The 26,928-nt window shown below is 77.1% G+C and carries 1 protein-coding gene and 1 pseudogene; both read right to left on the reverse strand.

Features of this window, described 5'->3' with window-relative positions:
* Positions 1–12: 12 nt before the first annotated feature.
* Complete coding sequence (locus BJP25_RS35440) at positions 13–14,187, reverse strand: type I polyketide synthase (protein ID WP_143219010.1); 14,175 nt, start codon at positions 14,185–14,187, stop codon at positions 13–15.
* A 330-nt stretch (positions 14,188–14,517) separates the two neighbouring features.
* Positions 14,518–26,823 (reverse strand): annotated as a pseudogene (locus BJP25_RS35445) (type I polyketide synthase); the annotation flags it as partial.
* Positions 26,824–26,928 lie beyond the last annotated feature (105 nt).

A 26,928-nucleotide genomic window follows, 5' to 3' on the forward strand; every position in this document is an offset into this window, starting at 1 on the left:
CGGTCACGCGGTTCATGCGATCCCGATCTCGTTGTCCAGCAAGTCGAACAGCTCCTCGGCCGACGCCTCGCTCAGGTCCTCCCCCGCGCGGGGCGCCGCGGCGGCGGCCGGGGCGGGGGCGCTGTCACCGAGGTCGGCGAGCAGCGCGCGCAGCTTGGCCGCGACGCGGGCGCGGTCGGCGTCATCGGCGGCGATGCCCGCGAGCACCGGGCCGAGCGCGGCCAGGTCCGCCAGCGCCCGCTTGCCCGCGCCCGCGGCGGCCCCGCCGAGCCGGTCACCGAGGTACCCGGCGAGCGCGGTGGGCGAGGCGTGGTCGAACACCAGGGTGGTGGGCAGCCGCAGGCCGGTGGCCGCGCCGAGCCGGTTGCGCAGCTCCACCGCGGTCAGCGAGTCGAAGCCCAGGTCGACGAAGCCGCGCTCGGGGTCGACCGCGCGCGCCGAGGCGTGCCCGAGGACGGCGGCGACGTGCCCGCACACCAGTTCCAGCAGCCCGGCGGCGTCGAGCCCGGCCGGGTCGGGTCCGGCGGCCGGGGCCTGCGCGGCCTGGGCGCGGACGCGGACCAGCCCGCGCAGCAGCGGCGGCGCGGTGCCCGCGGCGGCGGCTGCTGCCTTGGCGGCGGCGAGGTCGAGGTCCACGGGCGCGAGCAGCGCGGCGTCGGCGCCCAGGGCGGCGTCGAACAGGGCCAGCGCCTCGTCCGTGGCCAGGGCGCGCCCGCCGCCGCGGCCCGCGCGGCGCAGGTGGCCGTCGTCGAGGTGGCCGGTGAGCCCGCTGGCCTCGGCCCACAGCCCCCAGGCCAGCGACAGGCCGGGCTTGCCCGCGGCCAGGCGGCGGGCGACGACGGCGTCGGCGGCGGTGTTGGCGGCGGCGTAGTTGGCCTGGCCCGCGTTGCCGAAGACGCCGGAGGCGGAGGAGAAGACGATGAACGCCTCCAGCTCGCCCGCCAGTTCGTCGAGGTGGATCGCGCCCGCGGCCTTGGGGCCCCAGACGGTGTCGACCCGGTCGGGGGTCAGCGCGGTGACCACGCCGTCGTCGAGGACACCCGCAGCATGCACGATCGCGGTCACCGGGTGCTCGGCCAACAACGCGGCCACAGCGTCCCGATCGGACACATCACACGCCACGACCCGAACATCCGCGTCGATCTCCGGCACCGAACCACCCGAACGGCTCGCCAACACCAGATGTCGCACACCGTGCTCCGCCACCAGGTGACGGGCCACCAGCAGGCCCAAGGTGCCGGTACCACCGGTGATCAGCACCCGGCTCTCGGCGGTGAAGGGGCTGGTGCCGGGGCCGGTCGCGCGGGTCAGGCGAGGCGCGAAGGCGGTGCCGCCGCGGACGATGACCTCGGGCTCGTCGGAGGCGGCGGCCGCCGACGCGGAGCCCGCGGTGTCGCTGATGAGCAGCGTGGCGCGGCCGGGGTGCTCGGTGTTGGCCGCCCGGACCAGGCCGCGCAGCGCGCCCGCCACGAGGTCGTCGGCGGTGGCGTGCAGGACCACCACCCGGTCGTCGGCACAGGCGGCCTGCACGGCGGTGAACGCGCGGTCGAGGGCGGCGCGGGCGGCGGGCTCGGTGTCGCCGGGCGCCACGCTGAGCACGGTGCACTCCATGGCCGCGGCCTGCCCGTCGAGGGTGGTCTCGACGAGTTCCACGCCGTGCAGGGCCGCGGTGCTCGCCGGGGCGAGGGCGGCCAGCGGGCGCAGGGCCAGCGACTCCGCGTGCAGGACCAGCGCGCCCGCCGGGTCGACGGCGGTCACCGACAGCGTGTTCTCCCCGGCGGGGGCCAGGCGCACCAGGACGTGCCCGGCGCCCGCCGCACCCAGCGCGACGCCCTGCCAGGCGAAGGGCAGCCACGCCTTCGCCGGGTCGGCGACGAACGCGCCGAAGCCGGTGGCGTGCAGCGCGGCGTCGATGAGCGCGGGGTGCGCGCCGTACCCGGCCGCGGCGTCCTCGGGCAGCACGACCTCGGCGTAGACCGCCTCGCCCGCCCGCCAGGCGGCGCGCAGCCCGCGGAACAGCGGCCCGTAGACCAGCCCGACCTCGGTCAGGTCGGCGTAGGTGGACCCGATGTCGACCTGCTCGGCACCGGCGGGCGGCCACTCGGCCTCCACCGCGGGGGCGGCGACCTCGGCCACGACGCCGGTGGCGTTGCGGGTCCAGGTCTCCCCGAGCCGGGTGTGCACGGTCAGGGTGGCGCGGCCGTCGACCGCCGGGCCCACGGCGACCTGGACGTCCACGCCGCCGTCGGGGACGACCAGCGGGGCGTGCAGCGCCAGCTCGTCCACCCCGGGCAGGCCCGCGTGGTCGGCGGCGTGCAGGGCCAGTTCGAGGACGCCGGTGCCGGGGAAGACGACCTGACCGGCGACGACGTGGTCGGCCAGCCAGGGGTGGGTGTCGGTGCTGAGCCGCCCGGTGAGCAGGAAGCCCTGGTCGTCGGGCAGCGCGGTGGCCGCGGCGAGCAGCGGGTGGCCCGCGGCGGCGAGCCCGGCGTGGGCGAGGGAGCCGGTCGGGGCGACCCGGGCGGGCCAGAAGCGGCTGTGCTGGAAGGGGTAGGTGGGCAGGTCGGCGCGCTGCCCGTCACCGAGCACCGCCGTCCAGTCGGGGGTGACGCCCGCGACGACCAGCTCCCCGAGGGACAGCTGCACCCGGCGCAGCCCGCCGTCGTCGCGGCGCAGCGAGCCCACGGCGGTCGCGGACTGCGGCAGGCCCATCGTGAGCACGGGGTGCGGGGAGCACTCGACGAAGGTGGTGAACCCGTCGGCGGCGAGGCGCTCGACGGTGGCGTGGAACTGCACGGCGTTGCGCAGGTTGCCGTACCAGAAGTCGGCGTCGAGGCCGGAGCCGTCCTCGACCCGGCCGGACGAGGTGGAGTGCAGCGGCACCCCGCCCGCGCGCGGCTCGACGTCGAGCACGGCCATCAGCTCGTCGCGCAGCTCGTCGACCACCGCGGAGTGCGAGGCGTAGTCGATCGGGACGCGTCGGGTCCGCACGCCCTCGGCGGCGCACGCGGCGGCCAGCTCCTCCAGGGCGGGCAGCTCACCGGAGACCACGGCCGCGCCGGGCCCGTTCACCGCCGCGACGGAGATCCCGTCGAGGTGGGCGATCCGCTCGCGCACCTCGTCCTCGGGCAGCGCGACCGAGAGCATCCCGCCGCGCCCGGCGAGCCTGCGCAGCACCTGCGACCGCCGCACCACGATGCGAGCGCCGTCCTCCAGCGACAGCGCGCCCGCGACGACCGCGGCGGCGATCTCGCCCTGGGAGTGGCCCACGACGGCCTCGGGCTCGATCCCCCACGACCGCCACACCGCGGCCAGCGACACCATCACGGCCCAGAGCGCGGGCTGCACCACGTCGTCGCGGTCGAGCAGCGCGGGGTCGTCGAGCACGTCGTCGAGCGCCCAGTCCGCGTACCGGTCGACGGCGGCGGCGCATTCGGCGAACCTGGCGGCGAAGACAGGTGACTCGGCGGCCAACTGCCGGGCCATGCCCGCCCACTGCGAACCCTGGCCGGGGAAGACGAAGACCACCCGGCCCGGCTCTCCCGCCGTGCCGCGCACCAGGTCGGGGTGCTGCTCCCCCGCCGCCAACGCCTGGACGCCCGCCGCGGAGACCGCGACGGCGCGGTGCTCGTGCAGGGCCCGCGTGGTCGCCAGGGACCGCGCGACGGGCACCGAGAGGTCGGTGAGCTGCGCGGCCCGCGCCCGCAGTGCCTCGGCGGAGCGCGCCGAGAGCACGAACGGGACCTGGCCCGAACTGTGCTCGACGACCGGGTCGGGGTCGCCCTGCTCGATGACGTCGCCCTGTTCGATGACGACGTGGGCGTTGGTGCCGCTGACGCCGAAGGAGGACACCGCGGCGCGGCGGGCGCGACCGGTCTCGGGCCAGGGGCGGGCGGTGGTGGCCAGCTCGACGGCCCCGGTGGTCCAGTCGACGTGCGGGGTCGGGGTGTCAGCGTGCAGCGTCGCGGGGACGGTCCCGGCGCGCAGGGCCAGCACGGACTTGATGATCCCGGCGACGCCCGCGGCGGCCTGGGTGTGGCCGATGTTGGACTTGACCGAGCCCAGCAGCAGCGGGTGCGCCCGGTCGGCGCCGTAGGTCGCCAGCAGCGCCTCGGCCTCGATCGGGTCCCCGAGCGCGGTGCCGGTGCCGTGCGCCTCCACCACGTCCACATCGGACGGGTCCAGGTCGGCGGCGGCGAGCGCGGCGCGGATGACCCGCTGCTGGGCGGGCCCGTTCGGGGCGGTGAGCCCGTTGGAGGCGCCGTCCTGGTTCACCGCGGACCCGCGGACGACGGCGAGCACCGTGTGCCCGTGGCGGCGGGCGTCGGACAACCGCTCGACGACCAGCACGCCGACGCCCTCGCCCCAGCCGGTGCCGTCGGCGTCGGCGGAGAACGCCTTGCACCGGCCGTCACCGGCCAGGCCGCGCTGGCGGGAGAACTCGATGAACGCGGCGGGGGTGGACATCACCGTCGCGCCGCCTGCCACGGCCAGGTCGCACTCCCCCGACCGCAGCGCCTGGGCGGCCAGGTGCAGCGACACCAGCGACGCCGAGCACGCGGTGTCGACGGTGACCGAGGGGCCCTCCAGCCCGAAGGCGTAGGACAGCCTGCCGGAGACGACGCTGGCGGCGTTGCCGGTGACCAGGTGCCCGGCGACGTCCTCGGTCGAGCCGACGAACAGGTTCGCGTAGTCCTGGCCGTTCGTGCCCATGAACACCCCGGTCGCGCTGCCCCGGAGCCCGTCCGGGGCGATCCCGGAGCGCTCGAAGGCCTCCCAGGTGGTCTCCAGCAGCAACCGCTGCTGGGGGTCCATCGCCAGCGCCTCGCGCGGGGAGATGCCGAAGAAGTCGGCGTCGAAGCCGGACGCGTCGCGCAGGAACGCGCCCAGGCCGGTGTCGGAACCGCCGTCGCCGGACAGCGCGGCGAGGTCCCAGTTGCGGTCGTCGGGGAACGGGCCGACGGCGTCGCGGCCCCGCACCAGCAGCTCCCACAGGTCCTCGGGACCCGCGACGCCACCGGGGAACCGGCAGGCCATGCCGACGATCGCCACCGGCTCGTCGACCGGCCGCACGCGCTCGGCGGTGACGGCGCGCCCGGCACCGGTGAGCCGGTCGAAGACCTCGCGGGCGAGGTCGGCCGCGGTCGGGAAGTCGAAGACGACGCCCGCGGGCAGGGTGAGCCCGGTGGCTGCGCCGAGCAGGTTGCGCAGCTCGACGGCGGTCAGCGAGTCGACGCCGAGGTCGCGGAACGGCTTGCCCGAGGGCACGGCGGCGGCGTCGCGGTGGCCCAGCACGGCGGCGGCGGTGGCGCGGACGAGGGCGAGCACGTCGGCGGGGCTGCCCAGCTCGGCGGTGGCCGGGGCGGGCGCGGCGCGGCGGGCCTCGGGCAGGTGGTCGAGGAGCTTGGTCGCGCCGAGGGCGAAGGCGGACCAGTCGACGTCGGCGGCGGTGACCACCGGCAGCCCGGTGGCCACGGCGGCGGCCAGCGCGGCGGTGCCCGCCGCCGGGTGCAGCGGGGCGAGGCCGCCGCGGGCCAGGCGGGCGGCGGCCTTGTCACCCGCGGCCATCCCGGCCCCGGCCCACGGGCCCCAGGCGATCGAGGTGGCGGGCTTGCCCGCGGCGCTGCGGGCCTCGGCGAGCGCGTCCAGCTCGGCGTTGGCCGCGGCGTAGGCGCCCTGGCCCGCGGCGCCGAAGGTGGCGGCGGAGGAGGAGAAGACGACGAACGCGTCCAGGTCGCCGGTCAGCTCGTCCAGGAGCCGGACGGCGTCGCCCTTGGCGGCCGCGGCCGCGGCCAGCCCGGCGGCGGTGAGGCCGTCGAGGACGCCGTCGTCGACGACCCCGGCGGCGTGCACGACCGCGTCCGGCGGGAACTCCGCGAGCAGCGCGGCGAGCGCGGCGCGGTCGGAGACGTCGACGGCGCGCACGGCGACCTCGGCCAGCGGCGCCAGCTCGGCGGCCAGCTCGGCCATGCCGGGTGCCCGCTCACCGCGCCTGCCCGCCAGGACGAGCCGGTCGGCCCCGGCGCGGGCGGCCCAGCGGGCGACCTCGCGGCCCAGGGCGCCGGTGGCGCCGGTGACGAGGACGGTGCCGCGCGGGGTCCACGCCTCGGCGGGCGCGGCCACGCGGCGCAGCCTGCGGGCGAACACGCCCCCGGGTCGGACGGCGACCTCGGCCTCCCCGGCCGCGAGCGCGGCGGTGACGGCGTCCCAGTCCGGCTCGGCGGGCAGGTCGAGCAGCCCGGCCCACCGGTCGGGGGCCTCCAGCGCGGCGACCCGGCCCAGGCCCCAGGCGGACGCGGCGGTGGCGTCGGGGGTGGTGCCGCCCGCGGGCACGGCCTGCCTGGTCAACGCCCAGACCCGCACGCCCTCGGGCGTCCGGTGCAGCACGTCGAGCAGCTGGGCGGCGTCGGCCACCGGGGCGAGGACACCCTCCCCGGAGCCCGCGCCGCGCGCGGTGAGTTCGGTGTGGACGGTGCGCTGCCACGGCTCGGGGTCCGCGGGCAGGACGACCGACCAGTCCGCGAGGTCGACCGGGGTGGTCGTGGTGACCGGGGTCCAACCCGCCTGGTAGAGCAGACCGTCCACAGGGGACTTGACGGCGGTGGCGGCGGTGGGCTCGCTGGGCCAGAAGCGCTCGCGCTGGAACGGGTAGGTCGGCAGCGCGGTGAGCTTGCCCGACCCGAGCACCGCCGCCCAGTCGACGTCGACGCCGTGCGCGCTCAGGTCGGCCACGGCGGTGAGCAGGGTCGTGGCCTCGTCGCGGTCGCGGCGCAGGGTCGCGGCGGCCACGACGGGGTCGGGGACCGCGCCGAGCAGCACGCCGTCCGGGCCCAGCTCGACGAACCGGGTGAGGCCGCGCCCGGCGAGGGCGGCGGCGCCGTCGCCGAACCGGACGGCCTCGCGCACGTGGCGCACCCAGTAGTCGGCGGTGGCGATGGACTCGTCCGCGAAGCCGCCGGTCAGGTTCGACACCAGCGGCACGCGCGGCGGGTGGTAGGACACGGTCTGCGCCACCGCGCGGAACTCGTCGAGCACCGGGTCCATGTGCGCGGAGTGGAAGGCGTGGCTGACCGCGAGCCGCTTGGTGCGGCAGCCGTCGAGCGCGGCGCCGACCGCCAGCACGGCGTCCTCGTCGCCGGAGACGACCACGGCGGTGGGGCCGTTGACCGCGGCGACGTCCGCCCCCGGCACGAGCGCGGCCCGCACCCGCTCCTCGGTGGCCTCGACGGCGAGCATCGCGCCGCCCACTGGCAGCGCGGCCATGAGCCGGGCGCGGGCGGCGACCAGGCGGCAGGCGTCGTCGAGGTCGAACACCCCGGCGACGTGGGCGGCGGCCAGTTCCCCGATGGAGTGGCCGAGCAGGGCGGCGGGTCGCACGCCCCAGTGCTGGAGCTGGCGGGCGAGCGCGACCTCCAGGGCGAACAGGGCGGGCTGCGCGTAACCGGTGCCGTCCAGCAGCCCCTCGGGGTCATCGCCCAGGGCGACCTCGCGCAGGGGCAGGTCGAACCGGGCGCAAACCTCGTCGTAGGCGGCGGCGAAGACGGGCAGGGTCGCGTGCAGGTCGCGGCCCGCGCCCGCGCGCTGGCTGCCCTGCCCGGTGAACAGGAACACCGCGCCGCCGGTGCCGGTCGCGGTTGCGGCGGACTGCGCGACCTCCCCCAGCGCGACCTCGTCCAGCGCGGTCAGGGCCTCGTCCCGGTCCGCGACGACGGGGACCGCCCGGTGGTCGAGGCGGGCGCGGGTGGTGGCCAGGGTCCAGGCGACGTCGGCCAGGTCGGCGGTGGGGACCGCGCGCAGGTGCGCGGCGAGCTGGGCGGCCTGGGCGCGCAGCGCGGCCGGGCTGGACGCGCTCAGCGGCAGCGCCACCGGCCCAGCGAGCGCGGTGGGCTCGCCGTGGGGCTGCTCTGTCGGGAGCTGATCTGTCGGGAGCTGCTCAGCCTGCTCCAGGACGACGTGGGCGTTGGTGCCGCTGATGCCGAACGAGGACACCGCCGCGCGCCGCGGCCGGTCGGCCGCCCACTCGCGGGCCTCGGTGAGCAGGCGGACCCGCCCGCTGTCCCAGTCGACGTGCGGGGTCGGCTCGGCGGCGTGCAGCGTCGGCGGGAGCACGCCGTGGCGCAGCGCGAACACCGACTTGATCACCCCGGCGACGCCCGCGGCGGCCTGGGTGTGGCCGATGTTCGACTTGACCGACCCGAGCCAGGCGGGTTCGGCGCGGTCCTGGCCGTAGGTGGCCAGCAGGGCCTGGGCCTCGATGGGGTCACCGAGGGCGGTGCCGGTGCCGTGCGCCTCGATGACGTCGACGTCGGTGGGCTCCAGGCGGGCGTCGGCGAGGGCGGCGCGGATGACCCGCTGCTGCGAGGGCCCGTTGGGGGCGGTCATGCCGTTGGACGCGCCGTCGGAGTTCACCGCCGAGCCGCGCAGCACCGCCAGCACGGGGTGGCCGTTGGCGCGCGCGTCGGAGAGGCGTTCAAGCAGCAGCACGCCCGCGCCCTCACCGAAGCCGGTGCCGTCGGCGGCCGCGGAGAAGGCCTTGGCCCGGCCGTCGGGGGCCAAGCCGCCCTGCCGGGTGAAGTCGATGAACAGCCCCGGGGTGGACAGCACGGTCGCGCCGCCCGCCAGGGCCAGGTCGCACTCGCCGCCGCGCAGCGCCCGCGCCGCCAGGTGCAGGGCCACCAGTGAGGAGGAGCAGGCGGTGTCGACGGTGACGGCGGGGCCCTCGAAGCCGAAGACGTAGTTGACCCGGCCGGAGGCCACGCTGCCCGCGCTCGCCCCCAGGTGGCCCTCCACCTCGGCGAGGGTGTCGGGGCTGCCGAGCAGGCGGGCGGTGTAGTCCTGGCCCATGAGCCCGGCGAAGACGCCGGTGCGGCTGCCGCGCAGCCCGGAGGGCTCCAGCCCGGCGCGCTCCAGGGCCTCCCAGGCGACCTCCAGCAGCAACCGCTGCTGCGGGTCGGTGGCCAGGGCCTCGCGCGGGGACACGCCGAAGAACGCCGCGTCGAAGTCGGCGGCGTCGTAGAGGAAGCCGCCTTCGCGGGTGGCGCTGGTGCCGGGGCCCTCGCCCGCGAACAGCCGCGCGGTGTCCCAGCCGCGGTCGGCGGGGAACGCGCCGATGGCGTCGCGGCCGTCGAGCACCAGCTGCCAGAGCTGCTCGGGGGTGCGGACGCCGCCGGGGAAGCGGCAGGCCATCGACACGATCGCGATCGGCTCGCCGTCGCGGGCGGTCGCGGTGGCCCGGGCGGCCGCGGGGCGCTCGGCCCCGGACAGCCCGGCGAGCAGGTGGCGGGCGACCGCGGCGGAGGTGGGGTGGTCGAAGACCAGGGTCGCGGGCAGCCGCAGGCCGGTGGCCGCGGCGAGCCGGTTGCGCAGCTCCACCGCGGTCAGCGAGTCGAAGCCCAGCTCGGAGAAGGCGCGGCCGGGTTCGACGCCGTCGCCGCCGCCGTGGCCGAGGACGGCGCCGACGTGGGCGCGGACGAGGTCGAGCAGGTGGGCCTCGCGCTCGGCCGCGGGCAGCGCGGCCAGGGTGGCGGCCAAGCCCTCGGCGGGCGCGGCGGCCGCCGCGCGCGGCAGCGGGGCGCGCACGAGGCCGCGCAGCAGCGGCGGCACGCCCTGGTCGGCGCGGGCGCGCACGCCCGCGAGGTCGAGCCGGATGGGCAGCAGCAGCGCCTCGGGCGAGCCCAGGGCGCGGTCGAACAGAGCCAGGCCGTCGGCGGTGGTCAGCAGCGCCATCCCGCCCCGGCGCAGCCGGTCGTGCTGCTGCTCGTCGAGGTGGGCGGTCATGCCGCTGGCCTGCTCCCAGAGCCCCCAGGCCAGCGACACCCCGGGCTTGCCCGCCGCCCGGCGGCGGGCGACGAGGGCGTCGAGGCCCGCGTTGGCCGCGGCGTAGGCGCCCTGCCCGGCGCCGCCGAAGACCCCGGCGGCCGAGGAGAAGGCGACGAACGCGGTCAGCTCGCCCGCCAGCTCGTCCAGGTGCTCGGCGGCGGTGAGCTTGGGGGCGAGCACGGCGTCGAGGCGGTCGCCGTCGAGGGTGGCGGTGGTGGCGTCGTCGAGGACCCCCGCGGCGTGCACGACGGCGGTGACGGGGTGCTCGGCCAGCAGGGCGGCGACGGCGGCGCGGTCGGCCACGTCGCAGACCACCACGCGCGCGTCGATGTCCGGGTCGGCGTCGGGGCCGAGGTCGGGGGCCGGGCCGCCGGAGCGGCTGGCCAGCACCAGGTGCCGCACGCCGTGCCGCTCGACGAGGTGGCGGGCGAGCGCCGTGCCGAGGACGCCGGTGCCACCGGTGATGAGCACGCGGCTGTCCGGCCCGAACGCCGCGCCCGGGGCTGTCTCGGCGGTGTTGGTGGTCTGGTCGGCGCGGGCGAGGCGGGGGGCGAGCAGACCCGCGGCGGTGACGCGGATGTGCGGCTCGTCCTCGGGCAGCGGGCCGGGGTCGTCCGCGGTGGTCTCGACCAGCACGACCCGGCCGGGGTTCTCGGCCTGGGCGGAGCGGATGAGCCCGCCCGCGGCGGCCGAGGCCGGGTCGGCGCCGACGAGCAGGGCGACGGGCCCGCTGTCCGGGTCGCTGTCCGCGAGGACGCGGTGCAGGGCGTCGAGGGCGTCACGCGGGTCGTCGACCCGCTGGGCCGGGAAGGTCCGCGTGCCGGTGACGGGGACCCACTCCAGGCGGAACAGGGCGTTGTCGACGGGGTCGGCCAGGGTAGGCAGCGGCCGCATCGCCAGGGCGGCGACCTCCGCGACGGGGGCGCCGGTGCCGTCGGCGGCGAGGATGTTGACCGCGTCCTGCCCGGCCGGGGCGAGCCGGACGCGCAGCGCCGTGGCGCCCGCGGCGAACAGGCGCGCGCCCGCGCAGGAGAACGGGAGCCAGCTGGTGCCCGCGTCGCTGACGAACGCGCCGAAGGCGGTGGCGTGCAGGGCGGCGTCGAGCAGGGCGGGGTGGACGCCGAAGCCGTCCGCCGCCGCGTCGGGCAGCGCGACCTCCGCGAACACCTCGTCGCCGCGCCGCCAGGCCGCGCGCAGGCCCTGGAAGGCGGGCCCGTAGGTGATGCCCGCGGCGGCGAAGTCGTCGTAGGCGCCGCTGACGTCGACGGCCTCGGCACCGGCGGGCGGCCACTCCCCCAGCGCGTCCGGCGCGGTGGCCGCCGCGGTGGTGACGGTGCCCTCGGCGTGCTCGGTCCACGGGTCGTCGGCGGTGGGGCGGGAGTGGATGCGGACGGGGCGGTCGCCGCCGGTCAGCGCGCCCACCGAGACCTGGATGTCGACGCCGCCGTCGGGCAGCACCAGCGGCGCGGCGAACGCCAGGTCCGCCACGGTGTCGCAGCCGACCTGGCGGGCGGCGCGCAGGGCGAGGTCGAGCAGGGCGGTGCCGGGGACGACGACGCGCCCGGACACGACGTGGTCGGTGAGCCAGGGGTGGGCGTGCGCGGAGAGCCTGCCGGTGAGCACTGCCCCGTCGTCGTGGGCGAGGGCCAGGGCGGCGCCGAGGAGGGGGTGGTCGGCGGCGGCCAGACCCGCGGCGGTGACGTCGGCGCCGCGCCTACCGGTGGGCAGCCAGAAGCTGCGCTCCTGGAAGGCGTAGGTGGGCAGGTCGACCAGCCTGCCGGGCGCCACCGCGGTCCAGTCGGGCTTGACCCCGCGCACCACGGCCTCACTCAGCGAGAGCAGCATCCGCTCCAGGCCGCCGTCATCCCGCTTCAGCGATCCGACAGCAATGACGTCCTCGGGCAGCGCCATCGTCAGCACGGGGTGCGGGGAACATTCCACGAAAGTCCCGAAACCATCCGCCACCAGACGATCGACAGCGGCCGCGAATTCCACAGTGGAACGAAGGTTGTCGAACCAGTACCCGGCACCCATCACCGAGCCATCCTCGACAGCACCGGTCAGCGTCGAGTACACCGGCACAGAACCGACCTGCGGCCGAACCGGCTCCAACACCGCCAGCAACTCATCGCGCAACTCGTCGACCTGCGCCGAGTGCGACGCGTAATCGACCGGCACGCGCTTGGCCCGCACGCCGTCGGCCTCGCACGCGGCGACCAGCTCGTCCAGTGCCGCGGGCTCACCCGACACGACCACGGCCGAGTGCCCGTTCACGGCGGCGACGGAGACGCGCTCACCGAAAGCCGCGATCCGTTCGACCACCTGGTCGTGCGGCAGCGCCACCGACACCATGCCGCCGCGACCGGCCAACCGGCGCAACACCTGCGACCGCAGCGCCACAACCCGGGCGCCATCCTCCAACGACAGCGCACCCGCCACCACCGCAGCCGCGATCTCACCCTGCGAGTGACCCACCACAGCAGACGGCTCGACGCCCCACGAGCGCCACACCTCCGCCAACGACACCATGACCGCCCACAACGCGGGCTGCACCACGTCGACCCGCGCCATCAGCTCCGGGTCGCCCAGGGCAGCCGACAGCGTCCAGTCGGCGAAGGCGCTCAGCGCGGTCTCACACTCCGCGAGCCGGTCGGCGAACACCGAAGATTGCTCGGCCAGATCGCGGGCCATGCCGACCCACTGCGAACCCTGGCCGGGGAAGACGAACACGGTCCGACCGGGGTCGCCCGCCACGCCGCGCACGAGCGCGGGGTGCGTTCCACCTTCGGCCAGCGCGGACAGCGCGGCGGTCAGCTGTTCGTGGTCACCGACGAGGACGGCCCGCTGGTTGAGCGCCGCGCGGCCTGCGAGTGTGTGCGCGATGTCCGCGGCGCCTAGGTCGGTGTGCGGGAGCAACCGCTGGGCTTGGGCGACGAGAGCGGCCTCGGTGCGCCCCGACAGCACCCACGGCACGACTCCGGCGGGCACCGCGGTCGTGGCGGGCTCGGCTTCGGGGGCCTGTTCGAGGATGACGTGCGCGTTCGTGCCGCTCACGCCGAAGGACGACACCGCGGCGCGCCTGCTCCGGTCGACCTCGGGCCAGGGCCGCGACTCCGTCAGCAGCTCGACCGCGCCCGCGGACCAGTCCACGTGCGACGACGGCGCGTCCACGTGCAGGGTCTTGGGCAGGACGCCGTGGCGCAGCGCGCCGATCGCCTTGATCAACCCGGCGACACCCGCGGCGGCCTGGGTGTGACCGATGTTCGACTTCACCGACCCCAGGTACAGCGGCTCGGTGCGGCCCTGGCCGTAGGTCGCCAGCAATGCCTGCGCCTCGATCGGGTCACCCAGCGAGGTGCCCGTGCCGTGCGCCTCCAGCATGTCCACATCGGCCACGCCGAGTCGCGCGTCCTCCAACGCCTGGAGCACGACGCGCTGCTGGGACGGTCCATTCGGGGCGGTGAGGCCGTTGGACGCGCCGTCCTGGTTGACCGCCGAACCCCGCACGAGCGCCAGCACGGGGTGCCCGTTGCGCCGGGCGTCGGACAGCCGCTCCAGCAGGAGGACGCCCGCGCCCTCGCCCCAGCCGGTGCCGTCGGCGGCCTCGGCGAAGGCCTTGCAGCGGCCATCGGCCGCCAGCCCGCGCTGGCGGGAGAACTCGACGAAGCCGTTGGGGGTGGCCATGACCGTGACGCCGCCCGCCAGCGCCAGGGAGCACTCGCCCGCCCGCAGCGCGCGCACCGCCAGGTGCAGCGTGACCAGCGACGACGAGCACGCGGTGTCCACGGTGACCGCGGGGCCTTCGAGGCCGAACGAGTAGGAGATGCGCCCGGAGAGCACGCTCGCGGCGTTGCCGGTGGCCAGGTAGCCCGAGGACTCCGCGGGCGAGTCGAGCACCAGCGTCGCGTAGTCCTGTCCGTTGGTGCCCGCGAACACGCCCACGCGCTCGCCGCGCTGACCGCGCGGGTCGAGCCCGGCCCGCTCGAAGGCCTCCCAGCAGACCTGCAGCATCAGCCGCTGCTGGGGGTCCATCGCGACGGCCTCGCGCGGGGAGATGCCGAACAGGTCGGCGTCGAAGGCGCTTGCCGCGTCGAGGAAACCGCCCTCGTGGGCGAGCGAGGTGGTGCGCAGCGCGTCGAGGTCCCAGCCGCGGTCGGCCGGGAACGGGCGCAGCGCGTCCGACCCCGCGGCGACCAGGTCCCACAGGTCCTCCGCGGACCGCACGCCGCCGGGGAACCGGCACGCCGCCGCGACGACGGCGATCGGCTCGGTGAGCGCGTCGCGCTGGTCGCGCAACTGCTTGCGCGCACGCTGCAGGTCTGCCGTGACCAACTTCAAGTAGTCACGGAGCTTGTTCTCGCTCGACAAGACTGGCGACACCTCCGCGGAACAGCCGGATCACGCACTACGGCTCGACACGACCACATCGTTGGATCCCAGCCGCCGCCAACACTATGGACGGCGACATGCACCGACAACCCCTAGGCGCCCACCCTTGTCCGACCCCTGTGGGGTACCCACCCCTACCTGCCCCGAGGGCACCCCTAGGCCCTGTTCCGCGAACCCCGACACCCACCCCCGGCACCACGGCGGACGGGCTGGCGCCACCCCGTCAGGACGGGCCCCGACGCCCTGGCGCGAGCGTCCACAGTGCTTCGCGCCAGGGCCGGGGCCCGCGGGTCCGCCTCGTCCGCCCGCTCACTCCTGGCCGAGGTTGCGCTCGATGAGGGCGAACAGCTCGTCGTCGGAGTCCAGGGACAGGACGGCCTCGTCCTCGTCCCCCTCGTCGGTCGCGCCCGCCCCGGTCCACGCGTCGAGCAGGCCGCGCAGCCGGACCGCGACCCTGGCCCGGTCGAGGGCGTCGGCGGCGGCGGCGCCGAGGTCGCGCTCGATGCGGTCCAGCTCGGCCAGCAGCGCGGGCAGGCCCGCGGAGCTGAGCTGCCCCACCGCGAAGGCGGCGAGCGCGCGCGGGGTGGGGTGGTCGAACACCGCCGTGGCGGGCAGGGCCAGCCCGGCCGCGCCGAGCACGTTGCGGAACTCCACCGCGGTCAGCGAGTCGAACCCGAGGTCCCGGAAGGACTTGTCCGCGGGCACGGCGTCGACCGACGGGTGGCCCAGCACGGCGGCGGCGGCCTCGCGCACGGCCTCCAGCGCCACGTGCTCGCGGTCGGCGGCCCCGGCGAGCCGGGCGGCGAGGTCGGGGACCCGGGCGGGCGCGGCGGCCTGGGTCGCGCGCGCCTCGGGCAGGGCGTCGAGCAGCCTGCCCCGCCGCACCGCGGTGAACGCCGCGGCGAAGCGCGGCCAGTCCACGTCGGCCACGGTGACCACCGGGTCCGCCCCGGTGGCGCAGCGGGCCAGGGCGGCCAGGGCCCGGTCGGGGTCGAGCGCGGCCAGCCCGCCGCGGCCGAAGCGGCCGTCGAGGCCCGCGGCCATGCCGTCCTCGGCCCACGGGCCCCAGGCGATCGAGGTGGCGGGCAGCCCGGCCTGGCGGCGGGCGCGGGCCAGCGCGTCGAGCTCGGCGTTGGCCGCGGCGTAGTTGCCCTGGCCCGCCGCGCCGAAGGTGGCCGAGGCCGAGGAGAACAGCACGAACGCCGACAGCTCGCGGTCGCGGGTCAGCTCGTCGAGCACCGCGGCGGCGCCGGACTTGGGCCGGGCCACGGCGGCGAGCCGGTCGGCGGTCAGCCCGTCGAGCACGCCGTCGTCGAGCACGCCCGCGGCGTGCACCACCGCGTCCACCGGGAACCGGTCGAGCACCGCGGCCACCGCGTCGCGGTCGGCGGCGTCGGCGGCGACCACGTGCGCGGGCACCGGCAGCTCGGCGACCAGCTCGGCGGCCCCGGGGGCGTCCGGCCCGCCGCGGCTGAGCAGCACGAGCCGGTCGGCGCCGTGCGCGGCGGCCCAGCGGGCGACGCGCGCGCCGAGGGCGCCGGTGCCGCCGGTGATCAGCACGGTGCCCGCGGGGCGCCAGTCGCCGGTCGGCTCGGCGCGCACGACCCGGCGGGACAGCACCGCGCCCCGGCGCAGCGCCACCTCGTCGTCCGGGCCAGCCAGGACGCCGAGCAGGGTGTCCCAGTCGGGGTCCTCGGGCAGGTCGACCAGCCCACCCCAGCGGTCGGGCAGCTCCAGCGCGGCGACCCGGCCCAGGCCCCAGGCCGCGGCGTGCGCGGGGACCGGGGCGGGGTCGGTGGACCCGGCGGCGACGGCGCGCGTGGTCACTCCCCACACGCGGGTGCCCGCCGGGGCGTTGTGCAGGGCGGTCAGCAGGTCGGCGGCGTCGTCGGCGCGCACGACCAGGACGGGGGCGGTCGTCCCGGCCGGGTGCGGCACCACGGCCGCGCCGCGGGCGGCCAGCGCGTCCGCGACGGGCCAGCCCTCCCCCAGGACGGCGATGTCGGCGGGGTCGGTGCCGCCCGCGCCGGGCGTGACCGGCTGCCACGCGTCGGCGTAGTGCACCGGGTCCACGGCCGGGGTGGCCTGCTGCGGCCAGTAGCGGCGGCGCTGGAAGGCGTAGGTGGGCAGCTGCGCGGGCCGCACGCCCGCGAAGAAGACCGACCAGTCGACCGCCACGCCGTGCGCGTGCAGCGCCGCCAGGGCGGACACCGCGGCGTGCGCCTGGTCGACCCCCGACCGCTGGGCCGCGACGAGCGCGGCGCTCGACCCGGCGGCCTCGGCCATCGCGAGCAGCACGCTGTCGGGGCCGATCTCCAGGAGCGCGGTGGCGTCGAGGGCGCGCACGGCCGCGCCGAAGCGGACCGGCTCGCGCACCTGCCGCACCCAGTGCTCGGGGTCGGTCCACACCTGCTCGGCGGGTCCCCCGGTCACCGCGCTGACGGCGGCGATGGTGGGCTCGGCGAAGGTGAGGCCGCGCACGACCTCGGCGAAGGCGTCGAGCACGGGGTCCATCAGCGACGAGTGGAAGGCGTGGCTGACAGTCAGGCGCTTGGTCCGCACGCCCTGGGCGGCGTGCCGCTCGGCGAAGGCGAGCACCGGCTCGGCGGGCCCGGAGACCACGACCGACCGGGGCCCGTTGACCGCGGCGAGGTCGACCCCCGGCGGCAGGTCCAGCTCGTCCTCCGCGAGCGCGAGGGCGACCATCGCCCCGCCCTCGGGCAGCGCCCCCATGAGCGCGCCGCGGGCCACGACCATGCGGCACGCGTCGGCCAGCGACAGCACGCCCGCGACGTGCGCGGCGGCGATCTCGCCCACCGAGTGCCCGGCCACGGCGTCGGGCAGCACGTCCCAGGACTCGAACAGCCTGGCCAGCGCGACCTCCACGGCGAACAGGCCGGGCTGGGTGTACTCGGTGCGGTCGACCCGGGCGTCGCCGCTGGTCAGGACCTCGCGGACGGTGTCGGGGTAGTGCGCGAGCACCTCCTCCCACGCCTGGGCGAAGGCGGGGAACGCCGCGGCCAGGTCCAGGCCCATCCCGGCGCGCTGGGCGCCCTGGCCGGAGAACAGGAACGCCGTCGAACCCGCGCCCGCGACGACCCCGGCGGCCCGGTCCAGCGCGGCGCGCAGGTCCTCGGCGCTGGTCCCGACGGCGACGGCGCGGTGGTCGAGGTCGGCGCGGTGCAGCGCGAGCGCGGCGCCCACGGCGGCGGGGTCGGCCTCGACCGCGCGCAGCCGCTCGACCTGCGCGCGCAGGGCGTCGGCGGACGCGCCCGAGACGACCCACGGCACCGGGACGTCGAGCCCCGCGCCCTCCTGCGGTTCCGGCGCGGGCGGGGCCTGCTCGACGATGACGTGGGCGTTGGTGCCGCTGAACCCGAACGAGGACACGCCCGCGCGCCGGGGCCGGTCGCCGCCGTCCCACTCGACGGGCTCGGACAGCAGCCGCACCGGCCCGCGCGACCAGTCCACGTGCGGGGACGCCTCGGCGGCGTGCAGGGTCTTGGGCAGCAGCCCGTTGCGCAGGGCCAGCACCACCTTCATGACCCCGGCGACGCCCGCGGCGGCCTGGGTGTGGCCGATGTTGGACTTCACCGACCCCAGCCACAGCGGCCGCTCCCGGTCCTGCCCGTAGGCGGCGAGCAGCGCCTCCGCCTCGATCGGGTCGCCCAGGACGGTGCCGGTGCCGTGCGCCTCGACGGCGTCCACATCGGACGGGGCGAGCCCGGCGGCGGCCAGCGCGGCGCGGATCACCCGCTGCTGGGCGGGCCCGTTGGGGGCGGTGAGCCCGTTGGACGCGCCGTCCTGGTTGACCGCCGACCCGCGCACGACGGCCAGCACCTCGTGGCCGTGGCGCCGCGCGTCGGACAGCCGCTCGACGAGCAGCACGCCCGCGCCCTCGCCCCAGCCGGTGCCGTCGGCCTCGGCGGAGAACGCCTTGCACCGGCCGTCGCCCGCGAGCCCGCCCTGCCGGGAGAACTCGATGAACGCGCCCGGGGTGGACATGACGGTCACCCCGCCCGCCACCGCCAGGTCGCACTCGCCCGAGCGCAGGGCCTGCACGGCCCAGTGCAGCGCGACCAGCGACGACGAGCACGCGGTGTCGACGGTGACCGCCGGGCCCTCCAGCCCGAACACGTACGACAGACGCCCGGAGACGACGCTGGCGGCGTTGCCGGTGGCGATGTGCCCGCCGACGTCGTGGGCGGCGTCCATCAGCAGCGAGGCGTAGTCCTGACCGTTGGTGCCGACGAACACCCCGGTGGCCGAGCCGCGCAGCGAGCGGGGGTCGAGCCCGGCCCGCTCGAAGGCCTCCCACGTGGTCTCCAGCAGCAACCGCTGCTGGGGGTCCATCGCCAGCGCCTCGCGCGGGGAGATGCCGAACAGGTCGGCGTCGAAGTCGGGGACGTCGTGCAGGAACCCGCCCTCGCGGGTGTGCGACAGGCCGCCCTCGCCGTGCAGCAGGGTGGTGTCCCAGCCGCGGTCGGCCGGGAACGGGCCGACCGCGTCGCCGCCCGCGCGCAGCAGGTCCCAGAGGCGTTCGGGGGTGTCGGCGCCGCCGGGGAAGCGGCAGGCCATGGCGACGATGGCGATCGGCTCGTCGGTGGCCCTGGCCGGGCCCGAGGCCTGCTCGACCTCGCCGTGGCCGAGCAGGCGGGCCAGCTCGGCGGCCAGGCGGGCGGGGGTCGGGTGGTCGAAGACCAGCCCGGCGGGCAGCGGCAGGCCGGTGGCCGCGCCGAGCAGGTTGCGGATCTCCACCGCGGTCAGCGAGTCGGCCCCGAGGTCGCGGAACGCCTTGTCGGCGGGGACCGCCGACACCCCGGTGTGGCCGAGCACGGCGGCGGCGGTCTCGCGGACCAGCGCCAGCAGCTCCTTGCCGCCCAGGTCGGCGGGGCGGGCCCGCTCGGCGGCGGCGCGCAGGGCCTCGCGGGCCTCCGCGACGCCGTCGAGGGCGGGCTTGGGCCGCAGCGCCGACAGCGCCGGGGCGAAGGTGGCCCAGTCCAGGTCGGCGATGGTGACGACGGGGTGGCCGGAGGCGACGGCGGTGGCCATCGCCGCCAGCGCGGGCCCGGTGCGCAGCCTGCGCATCCCGGCGCGCTCGCCCAGGTCGGCGGCCATGCCGTCCTCGGCCCAGGGGCCCCAGGCCAGCGCGGTGGCGGGCTTGCCCGCGGCGTGCCGGGCGCGGGCGAGGGCGTCGAGGCGGGCGTTGGCGGCGGCGTAGTTGGCCTGCCCGGCGGCGCCGAAGGTGGCCGCCGCCGAGGAGAACAGCACGAACGCGTCGAGGTCGCCGGTCAGCTCGTCGAGCAGGCGGGCGGCGTCGACCTTGGGGCCGTCGACCGCGCGCATCCGCTCGGGGGTCAGGCCGTCGACGACGCCGTCGTCGAGCAGCCCGGCCGCGTGCACGACGGCGTTCGGCGGGAACTCGGTGAGCAGCGCGGCGAGCGCGGCGCGGTCGGTGACGTCGACCGCGCGCACGACGGCGCCGGTCTCCTCGGCCAGCGCGGCCGCGCCCGGGGCGTCGAGGCCGCGGCGCCCGGCGAGGACGATGCGGTCGGCGCCGTTGTCGCGCAACCAGCGGGCGACGTGCGCACCGAGCGCCCCGGTACCGCCGGTGACCAGGACGGTGCCGGTCGGCCGCCACGCGCCCGCGGTGGGGGCGGGGCGGGTGACGCGGCGGCCCAGCAGCACGCCGTCGCGCACGGCGACCTCGTCCTCCGCACCGCCGAGGGCGCGGGCGACGAGGTGCCAGTCGGAGCCGTCGTGGTGGACGACGCCACCCCACCGGTCGGGCTGCTCCAGGGCGGCGGTGCGGGCCAGCCCGGCGGTCCCGGCGTCGGTGGCCACGGCCCACAGCCGTCCGGGCACGTCGGCGTCGCCCATGGCCTGCAACAGGACCAGGACGTCGGCGGCGTCGTCGAGGACCGACAGGGCGCCGAGCGGCTGGGCCGCGCCCGCCAGCAGGGCGGCGAGCCCGTGGCGGTCGGTCCCGGTGGGTACGGCGAGCGCGGGCATCCCCGGCAGCGGCGGTTCGACGCCCTCGGGGTGCACCAGCAGCCACCCACTGTCGGTTGCGGTTGCGGCGGGGACGGGGATCGGCGCCCAGTCCTCGACGTAGTGCAGCGCGCGCGTGCCGGTGTCACGGGCGGCGGGCCAGAACCGGCGCTGCTGGAAGGGGTAGGTGGGCAGGTCGATGACGCGGGCGTCGAGGCCGGCGAAGAACTCGGCCCAGTCCACGGCCACGCCGCGGGCGTGCAGGGTGGCCAGGGCGCGGACGGCGGCGGTCTCCTCGTCGCCGCCGCGCTGGGCGGGGACGGCGCCGTCGAGCCACGGGGTGAGGGCGGCGTCCGGCCCGACCTCCAGCACGTGCCCGGCGGCGAGGCGGGCGGCCCCGGCGCCGAAGCGCACGGTGCCGCGCAGGTTCGCCGTCCAGTAGGCGGTGGTGGTCGGGTCGTCGTCCCCGGCGGCGCCGACGAACTCGACCCGGGCCGGGCCGCGCTCGATGCCCGCCACGAACGCGGTGAACTCGGCCAGCACCTCGTCCATGTGCGCGGAGTGGAACGCGTGGCTCACCTTCAACAACGACGCCTTCACCCCGCGCGCCTTGTGCTCGTCCACCATCGCCGCGACCGCGTCCGCGTCACCCGACACCACAACGGAATCCGGGCCGTTGACCGCGCCCAACTCGACCCCGGCGGGCAGTTGCACCTCGTCCTCGGACAGCGCGATGGCAGCCATGGCACCGCGCGCAGTCACCGCCCCCATCAACGCCCCACGCTTGACCACCAACGCCGCAGCATCCTCCAGCGAGAAGACACCAGCGGCCCACGCAGCGGCGATCTCCCCCACCGAATGCCCGATCACCACATCCGGGCGCACGCCCCAGGAGGCGAGCAACCGCACCATCGCGACCTCGAAAGCCAAGATCGCGGGCTGGGCGAACTGCGTCTCATCAATCCGCGTGCCTTCGGTGATCGCGTCCCGCACCTCGACGGGGAACAGGCCCATGACCTCATCCCACGCGGCCTCAAACGCCGGGAACACCGCCGCCAGCTCACGACCCATGCCCGCGCGCTGCGACCCCTGACCGGTGAACGCGAAGGCCACGCGACCGCTCGCCGCGGCCACGGGGAGGAAGGTGCGGTCGCCCACGGCCACCCCGCTGTGCGCCAGCGCCGCGCGGGCCGTGAGCAGCGTGAACGCGATGTCGACCGGGTCGGCCTCGACGTGGGCAAGCCGCGCCGCCTGGTCCCGGACGGCCTCAGCGGTGTGCCCGGACACGACCAGCGGCACCACCCGCGCCCGCTCGCGCGGGGCGGCGGGGGCCGGGGCGGGCACCTGCTCGACGACCAGGTGGGCGTTGGTGCCGCTGACGCCGAAGGAGGACACGCCGATCCGCCACGGCCGCTCGACCGCGGGCAGGGGCTGCGGCTCGGTGAGCAGGGAGACCGACCCGGTGGTCCAGTCGACGTGCTCGTTGGGGCCGGAGACGTGCAGGGTGCGCGGCAGCACGCCGTGGCGCAGGGCCAGCACGGACTTGATGACCCCGGCGGCGCCCGCGGCGGCCTGGGTGTGGCCGATGTTGGACTTCACCGACCCCAGCCACAGCGGCCGCTCCCGGTCCTGGCCGTAGGTGGCCAGCAACGCCTGGGCCTCGATGGGGTCACCGAGGACGGTGCCGGTGCCGTGCGCCTCGACGGCGTCCACATCGGACGCGACGAGCCCGCCGGAGGCGAGGGCGGAGCGGATGACGCGCTGCTGGGCGGGCCCGTTCGGGGCGGTGAGGCCGTTGGACGCGCCGTCCTGGTTCACCGCCGACCCGCGCAGCACGGCCAGCACGGGGTGGCCGTTGCGCTCGGCGTCGGACAGCCGCTCCACGAGCAGCAGGCCGACGCCCTCACCCCAGCCGGTGCCGTCGGCGTCGGCGGAGAACGCCTTGCACCGGCCGTCGCCCGCCAGGCCGCGCTGGCGGGAGAACTCGATGAACACCGCGGGCGTGGACATGACGGTGACCCCACCCGCCAGCGCCAGGTCGCACTCCCCCGAGCGCAGCGACTGGGCGGCCAGGTGCAGCGCGACCAGCGACGCCGAGCAGGCGGTGTCGACCGTCAGCGCCGGGCCCTCCAGGCCGAAGGAGTAGGACAGCCTGCCGGAGACGACGCTGGCGGCGTTGCCGGTGGCGAGGTAGCCGCCGTGCTCGGACAGGTCGGCGCCCAGGGCGGTCGCGTAGTCCTGCCCGTTGGTGCCGACGAACACCCCGGTCGCGGACCCCCGCACGGCGGTCGGGTCGAGCCCGGCGCGCTCGAACGCCTCCCAGGCGGTGTGCAGCAGCAGCCGCTGCTGCGGGTCCATCGCCAGCGCCTCGCGCGGGGACACGCCGAACAGGTCGGCGTCGAACCCGGCCACGTCCGCCAGGAAGCCGCCCTCGGCGGTGTGCGAGGTGCCTGGGCGGTCGGGGTCGGTGTCGAACAGGGCGTCGAGGTCCCAGCCGCGGTCGGCGGGGAAGCCGCCCAGGGCGTCGCGGCCCTCGGTGAGCAGCGCCCAGAAGTCCTCCGGGGACGCGACGCCGCCGGGGAAGCGGCAGGCCATCGATACGATGGCGATGGGGTCGTCGGCCACGGCGACGGCCCTGGTCCGCTCGGTCTTCGCGGTGCCGCCGAGGAGCCCGGTGAGGTGGTCGGCCAGGGCGGCGGGGGTGGGGAAGTCGAAGACGAGGGTCGCGGGCAGCGCCAGCCCCGTGGCGCGGGCCAGGGCGTTGCGCAGCTCCAGCGCGGTGAGCGAGTCGATGCCCAGGTCGCGGAAGGCCTTGCCGGGGGCGACGTCGGCGGCCGAGGGGTAGGCCAGCACGCCCGCGGTGCAGGCGCGGACCAGCTCGCCCAGGTCCCCGACCTCGTCGGGGGTGCCGGGGTCCGCGGCGGCGGGGGTGTGCAGCTCGGAGAACAGCGCGCTCGGGCGCGACGCGGTGAACGCGGGCACGAACCGGTCGAGGTCGAGGTCGGCGAGGATGACCCGCCCGTCGCCCACGGCCTTGCCCAGCGCGCGGACGGCCAGCGCGGGCGGCATCGGGGTCAACCCGCCCCGGTCCACCCGGCCCGCGGCGGGGCCCTCGGCGGCCATGCCGCCCCCGGCCCAGGCGCCCCAGGCGATCGCCGTGGCGGGCAGGCCGCGGGCGCGGCGGTCGTCGGCGAGCGCGTCGAGGGCGGCGTTGGCGGCGGCGTAGTGCGCCTGCGCGGCGCTGCCGGTGACCCCGGACAGCGAGGTGAACAGGATGAACGCGTCCAGCTCGCCCGCCAGCTCGTCCAGCAGCCTGGCCGCGTCGACCTTGGGCGCCAGGACGGCGGCGACGCGCTCGGGCGTGAGCGCGGTGACGACCCCGTCGTCGAGCACGCCCGCGGTGTGGATGACCGCGCGCACGTCGTGCTCGTCGAACAGGGCGGTGAGGGCGGCGCGGTCGGCGGCGTCGCAGGCGGCGACGGTGACGCGGGTGCCCAGGGCGGTCAGCTCGTCGCGCAGCTCGGGGGCGCCGGGGGTGTCGAGGCCGCGCCTGCCGAGCAGCAGCAGGTGGTCCGCGCCGTTCTCCGCGCACCACCGGGCGGTGGCCGCGCCCGCGGCGCCGAGCCCGCCGGTGATCAGGACGGTGCCGCGCGGCTTCCACGTGGACCGGGGCGGGGCGGCGCGCACGACCCGGCGGGCCTTGGCGCCGTCCGGGCCGAGGGTGAGCTGGTCCTCCGCGGTCTGGGCGAGCGCGGCGCGCAGGTCGGCGACGCGGTAGCCGGGGCGCAGCTCGATGCCGCCGCCCCAGAGGCCGGGCTGCTCCAGGGCGACGGCGCGGCCGAAGCCGTGCACGTCGGCGGCCGGGGTGGTGGTGGCCAGCCAGAGCCGGGCGGTGCTGCCCGCGGCGACGAGCCGCTGCACGAGGGCCAGCAGCTCGTCCAGGGTCGGGTCGACCGCGAGCACGCCGGTGGCGTCCTCGACCGCGACGGTGCCGAGGCCGATCGGGTCGTCACCGACGACCGCCCAGTCGCCCGCCGGGTCACCCGCGGAGAGGCCGACGGGGGTCCAGTCGACCCGGTAGCGCCAGCTGTCGGTGATGTCCTTGGGGGTCTGCTTGACCCAGTAGCGGCTGCGCTGGAAGGCGTACGTGGGCAGGTCGACGCGGGTGCCGGGGCCGGTGAGGGCGGCCCAGTCCACGGTGCGCCCGCGCGTCCACAGCTCGCCCGCGGCCCGGAGGGCGGCGCGGACCTCGTCGGTGTCCTTGCGCTGGGCGGGGACGCAGCCCTCGACGACCGGGGTCAGCGCGGCGACGGGTCCGACCTCCAGCACGTGCGCGGCGTCCAGGCGGGCCGCGCCGTCGGCGAAGCGGACCGCGCGGCGGACGTTGCGGACCCAGTAGGCGGTGTCGCCCGGGTCCTGCTCCCCTGCGACGCCGATGAACCCGACCTGGGCCCGCCCGCGCTCCACACCGTCCACAAAGGTCTCGAACTCGGCCAGCACCTCGTCCATGTGCGCGGAGTGGAAGGCGTGGCTCACCTTCAGCAGCGATGCCTTCACCCCGCGCGCCTTGTGCTCGTCCACCATCGCCGCGACCGCATCGGCGTCACCAGACACCACAACGGAATCCGAGCTGTTGACCGCGCCCAGCTCGACGCCCTCCGGCAGTTCGACCGCCGACTCCGGCAGTCCGATGGCCGCCATCGCGCCGCGCGCACTCACCGCCCCCATCAGCGCGCCGCGCTTGACCACCAGCGCCGCAGCATCCTCCAACGAGAACACCCCAGCAGCCCACGCCGCGGCGATCTCCCCCACCGAATGCCCGATCACCACATCCGGCCGCACACCCCACGACGCGAACAGCCGCACCATCGCGACCTCGAAAGCGAAGATCGCAGGCTGGGCGAACTGCGTCTCATCAATCCGCGAACCCTCAACGATCGCATCGCGAACCTCAGCCGGGAACAAGCCCACGACCTCGTCCCACGCGGCACGGAAAGCCGGGAACGCGGCAGCCAGCTCACGCCCCATACCGGCGCGCTGCGACCCCTGACCGGTGAACACGAACGCCGTCCGGCCGGACGTGGCGGTTCCCCGCACACTCAGCGACCCGAGCCCGGACACCAGCTCGTCGGCCGACCCGACGACGACCGCCCGCTCCTCGAACGCGGCGCGCCCCGCCAGCGACACGGCGACGTCGGCAGGCGAGAACCCGGCGCCCAGGCGCTCGGCCAACGCCGCGGCCTGCCCGCGCAGGGCCTTCTCCGACCGCGCCGACAACGGCCACACCGCGAGGCCAGCGGGCGCCGAGGGGGTGCCTGCCGTGGCGACCTCGGGGGTCTGCGGGGCCTGCTCCAGCACGACGTGCGCGTTGGTCCCGCTCACGCCGAAGGCGGACACGCCCGCGCGGCGGGGGCGGTCGACCGCGGGCCAGGGGCGGGAAGCGGTCAGCAGCTCCACCGCGCCCGCCGACCAGTCCACCTGCGTCGTCGGGGCGTCGACGTGCAGCGTCTCGGGCAGCACGCCGTGGCGCAGGGCCATCACCATCTTGATCACACCGGCGACGCCAGCGGCGGCCTGGGTGTGGCCGATGTTGGACTTGATCGACCCCAGCAGCAGCGGGGTCTGCCGGTCCTGGCCGTAGGTGGCCAGCAGGGCCTGGGCCTCGATCGGGTCGCCGAGGCGGGTGCCGGTGCCGTGCGCCTCGACGGCGTCGACGTCGGCGGGGGCCAGGCGGGCGTTGTCCAGGGCCTTGAGCACGACGCGCTGCTGGGCGGGCCCGTTGGGGGCGGTGAGCCCGTTGGACGCGCCGTCCTGGTTGACCGCCGACCCGCGCACGACGGCGAGCACCTGGTGGCCGTGGCGCTGGGCGTCGGAGAGGCGTTCGAGCAGCAGCATGCCCGCGCCCTCGCCCCAGCCGGTGCCGTCGGCGGCGTCGGCGAAGGCCCGGCAGCGGCCGTCGGTGGACATGCCGCGCTGGCGGGAGAACTCGATGAACAGCGCGGGCGTGGCCATGACGGTGGCGCCGCCCGCCAGCGCCAGCGAGCACTCCCCCGCGCGCAGCGCCTGCACGGCCAGGTGCAGCGACACCAGCGACGCCGAGCACGCGGTGTCGACGGAGACGGTCGGGCCCTCCAGGCCCAGGGTGTAGGCGACGCGGCCGGAGATGACGCTGGCGGCGTTGCCGGTGAGCAGGTGCCCGTCCACGGCGTCCCCGGCCTCGACGACCAGGCTGGTGTAGTCCTGCCCGTTGGTGCCGATGAACACGCCGGTCTCGGTGCCGCGCAGCGACACCGGGTCCAGCCCGGCGCGCTCGACGGCCTCCCAGGAGGTCTCCAGCAGCAGCCGCTGCTGCGGGTCCATGGCGACGGCCTCGCGCGGGGAGATGCCGAAGAAGCCAGGGTCGAACTCGGCGGCGGCGTCGAGGAAGCTGCCGCGCGCGGCGTAGAAGGTGCCCGCGCGCTCCCCCTCGGGGTCGTAGAGGGCGTCGATGTCCCAGCCGCGGTCGGTGGGCAGGTCACCGGTGGCGTCGCCGCCCGCGGCCACCAGGTCCCACAGGTCCTCGGGGCTGGCGACGCCGCCGGGGAAGCGGCAGGCCATGCCGACGACCGCGATCGGCTCACCGGCGCGCTCCTCGGCGGCGCGCAGCCGCTCGTGCGCGGTCTCCAGCTCCGCGGTGGCGCGCTTGAGGAAGTGCCGGAGCTTGGCCTCGGTGCTCTGCTGCTGCCCGGG

The sequence above is a fragment of the Actinokineospora bangkokensis genome (genome assembly GCF_001940455.1).
Lineage (GTDB): Bacteria > Actinomycetota > Actinomycetes > Mycobacteriales > Pseudonocardiaceae > Actinokineospora > Actinokineospora bangkokensis.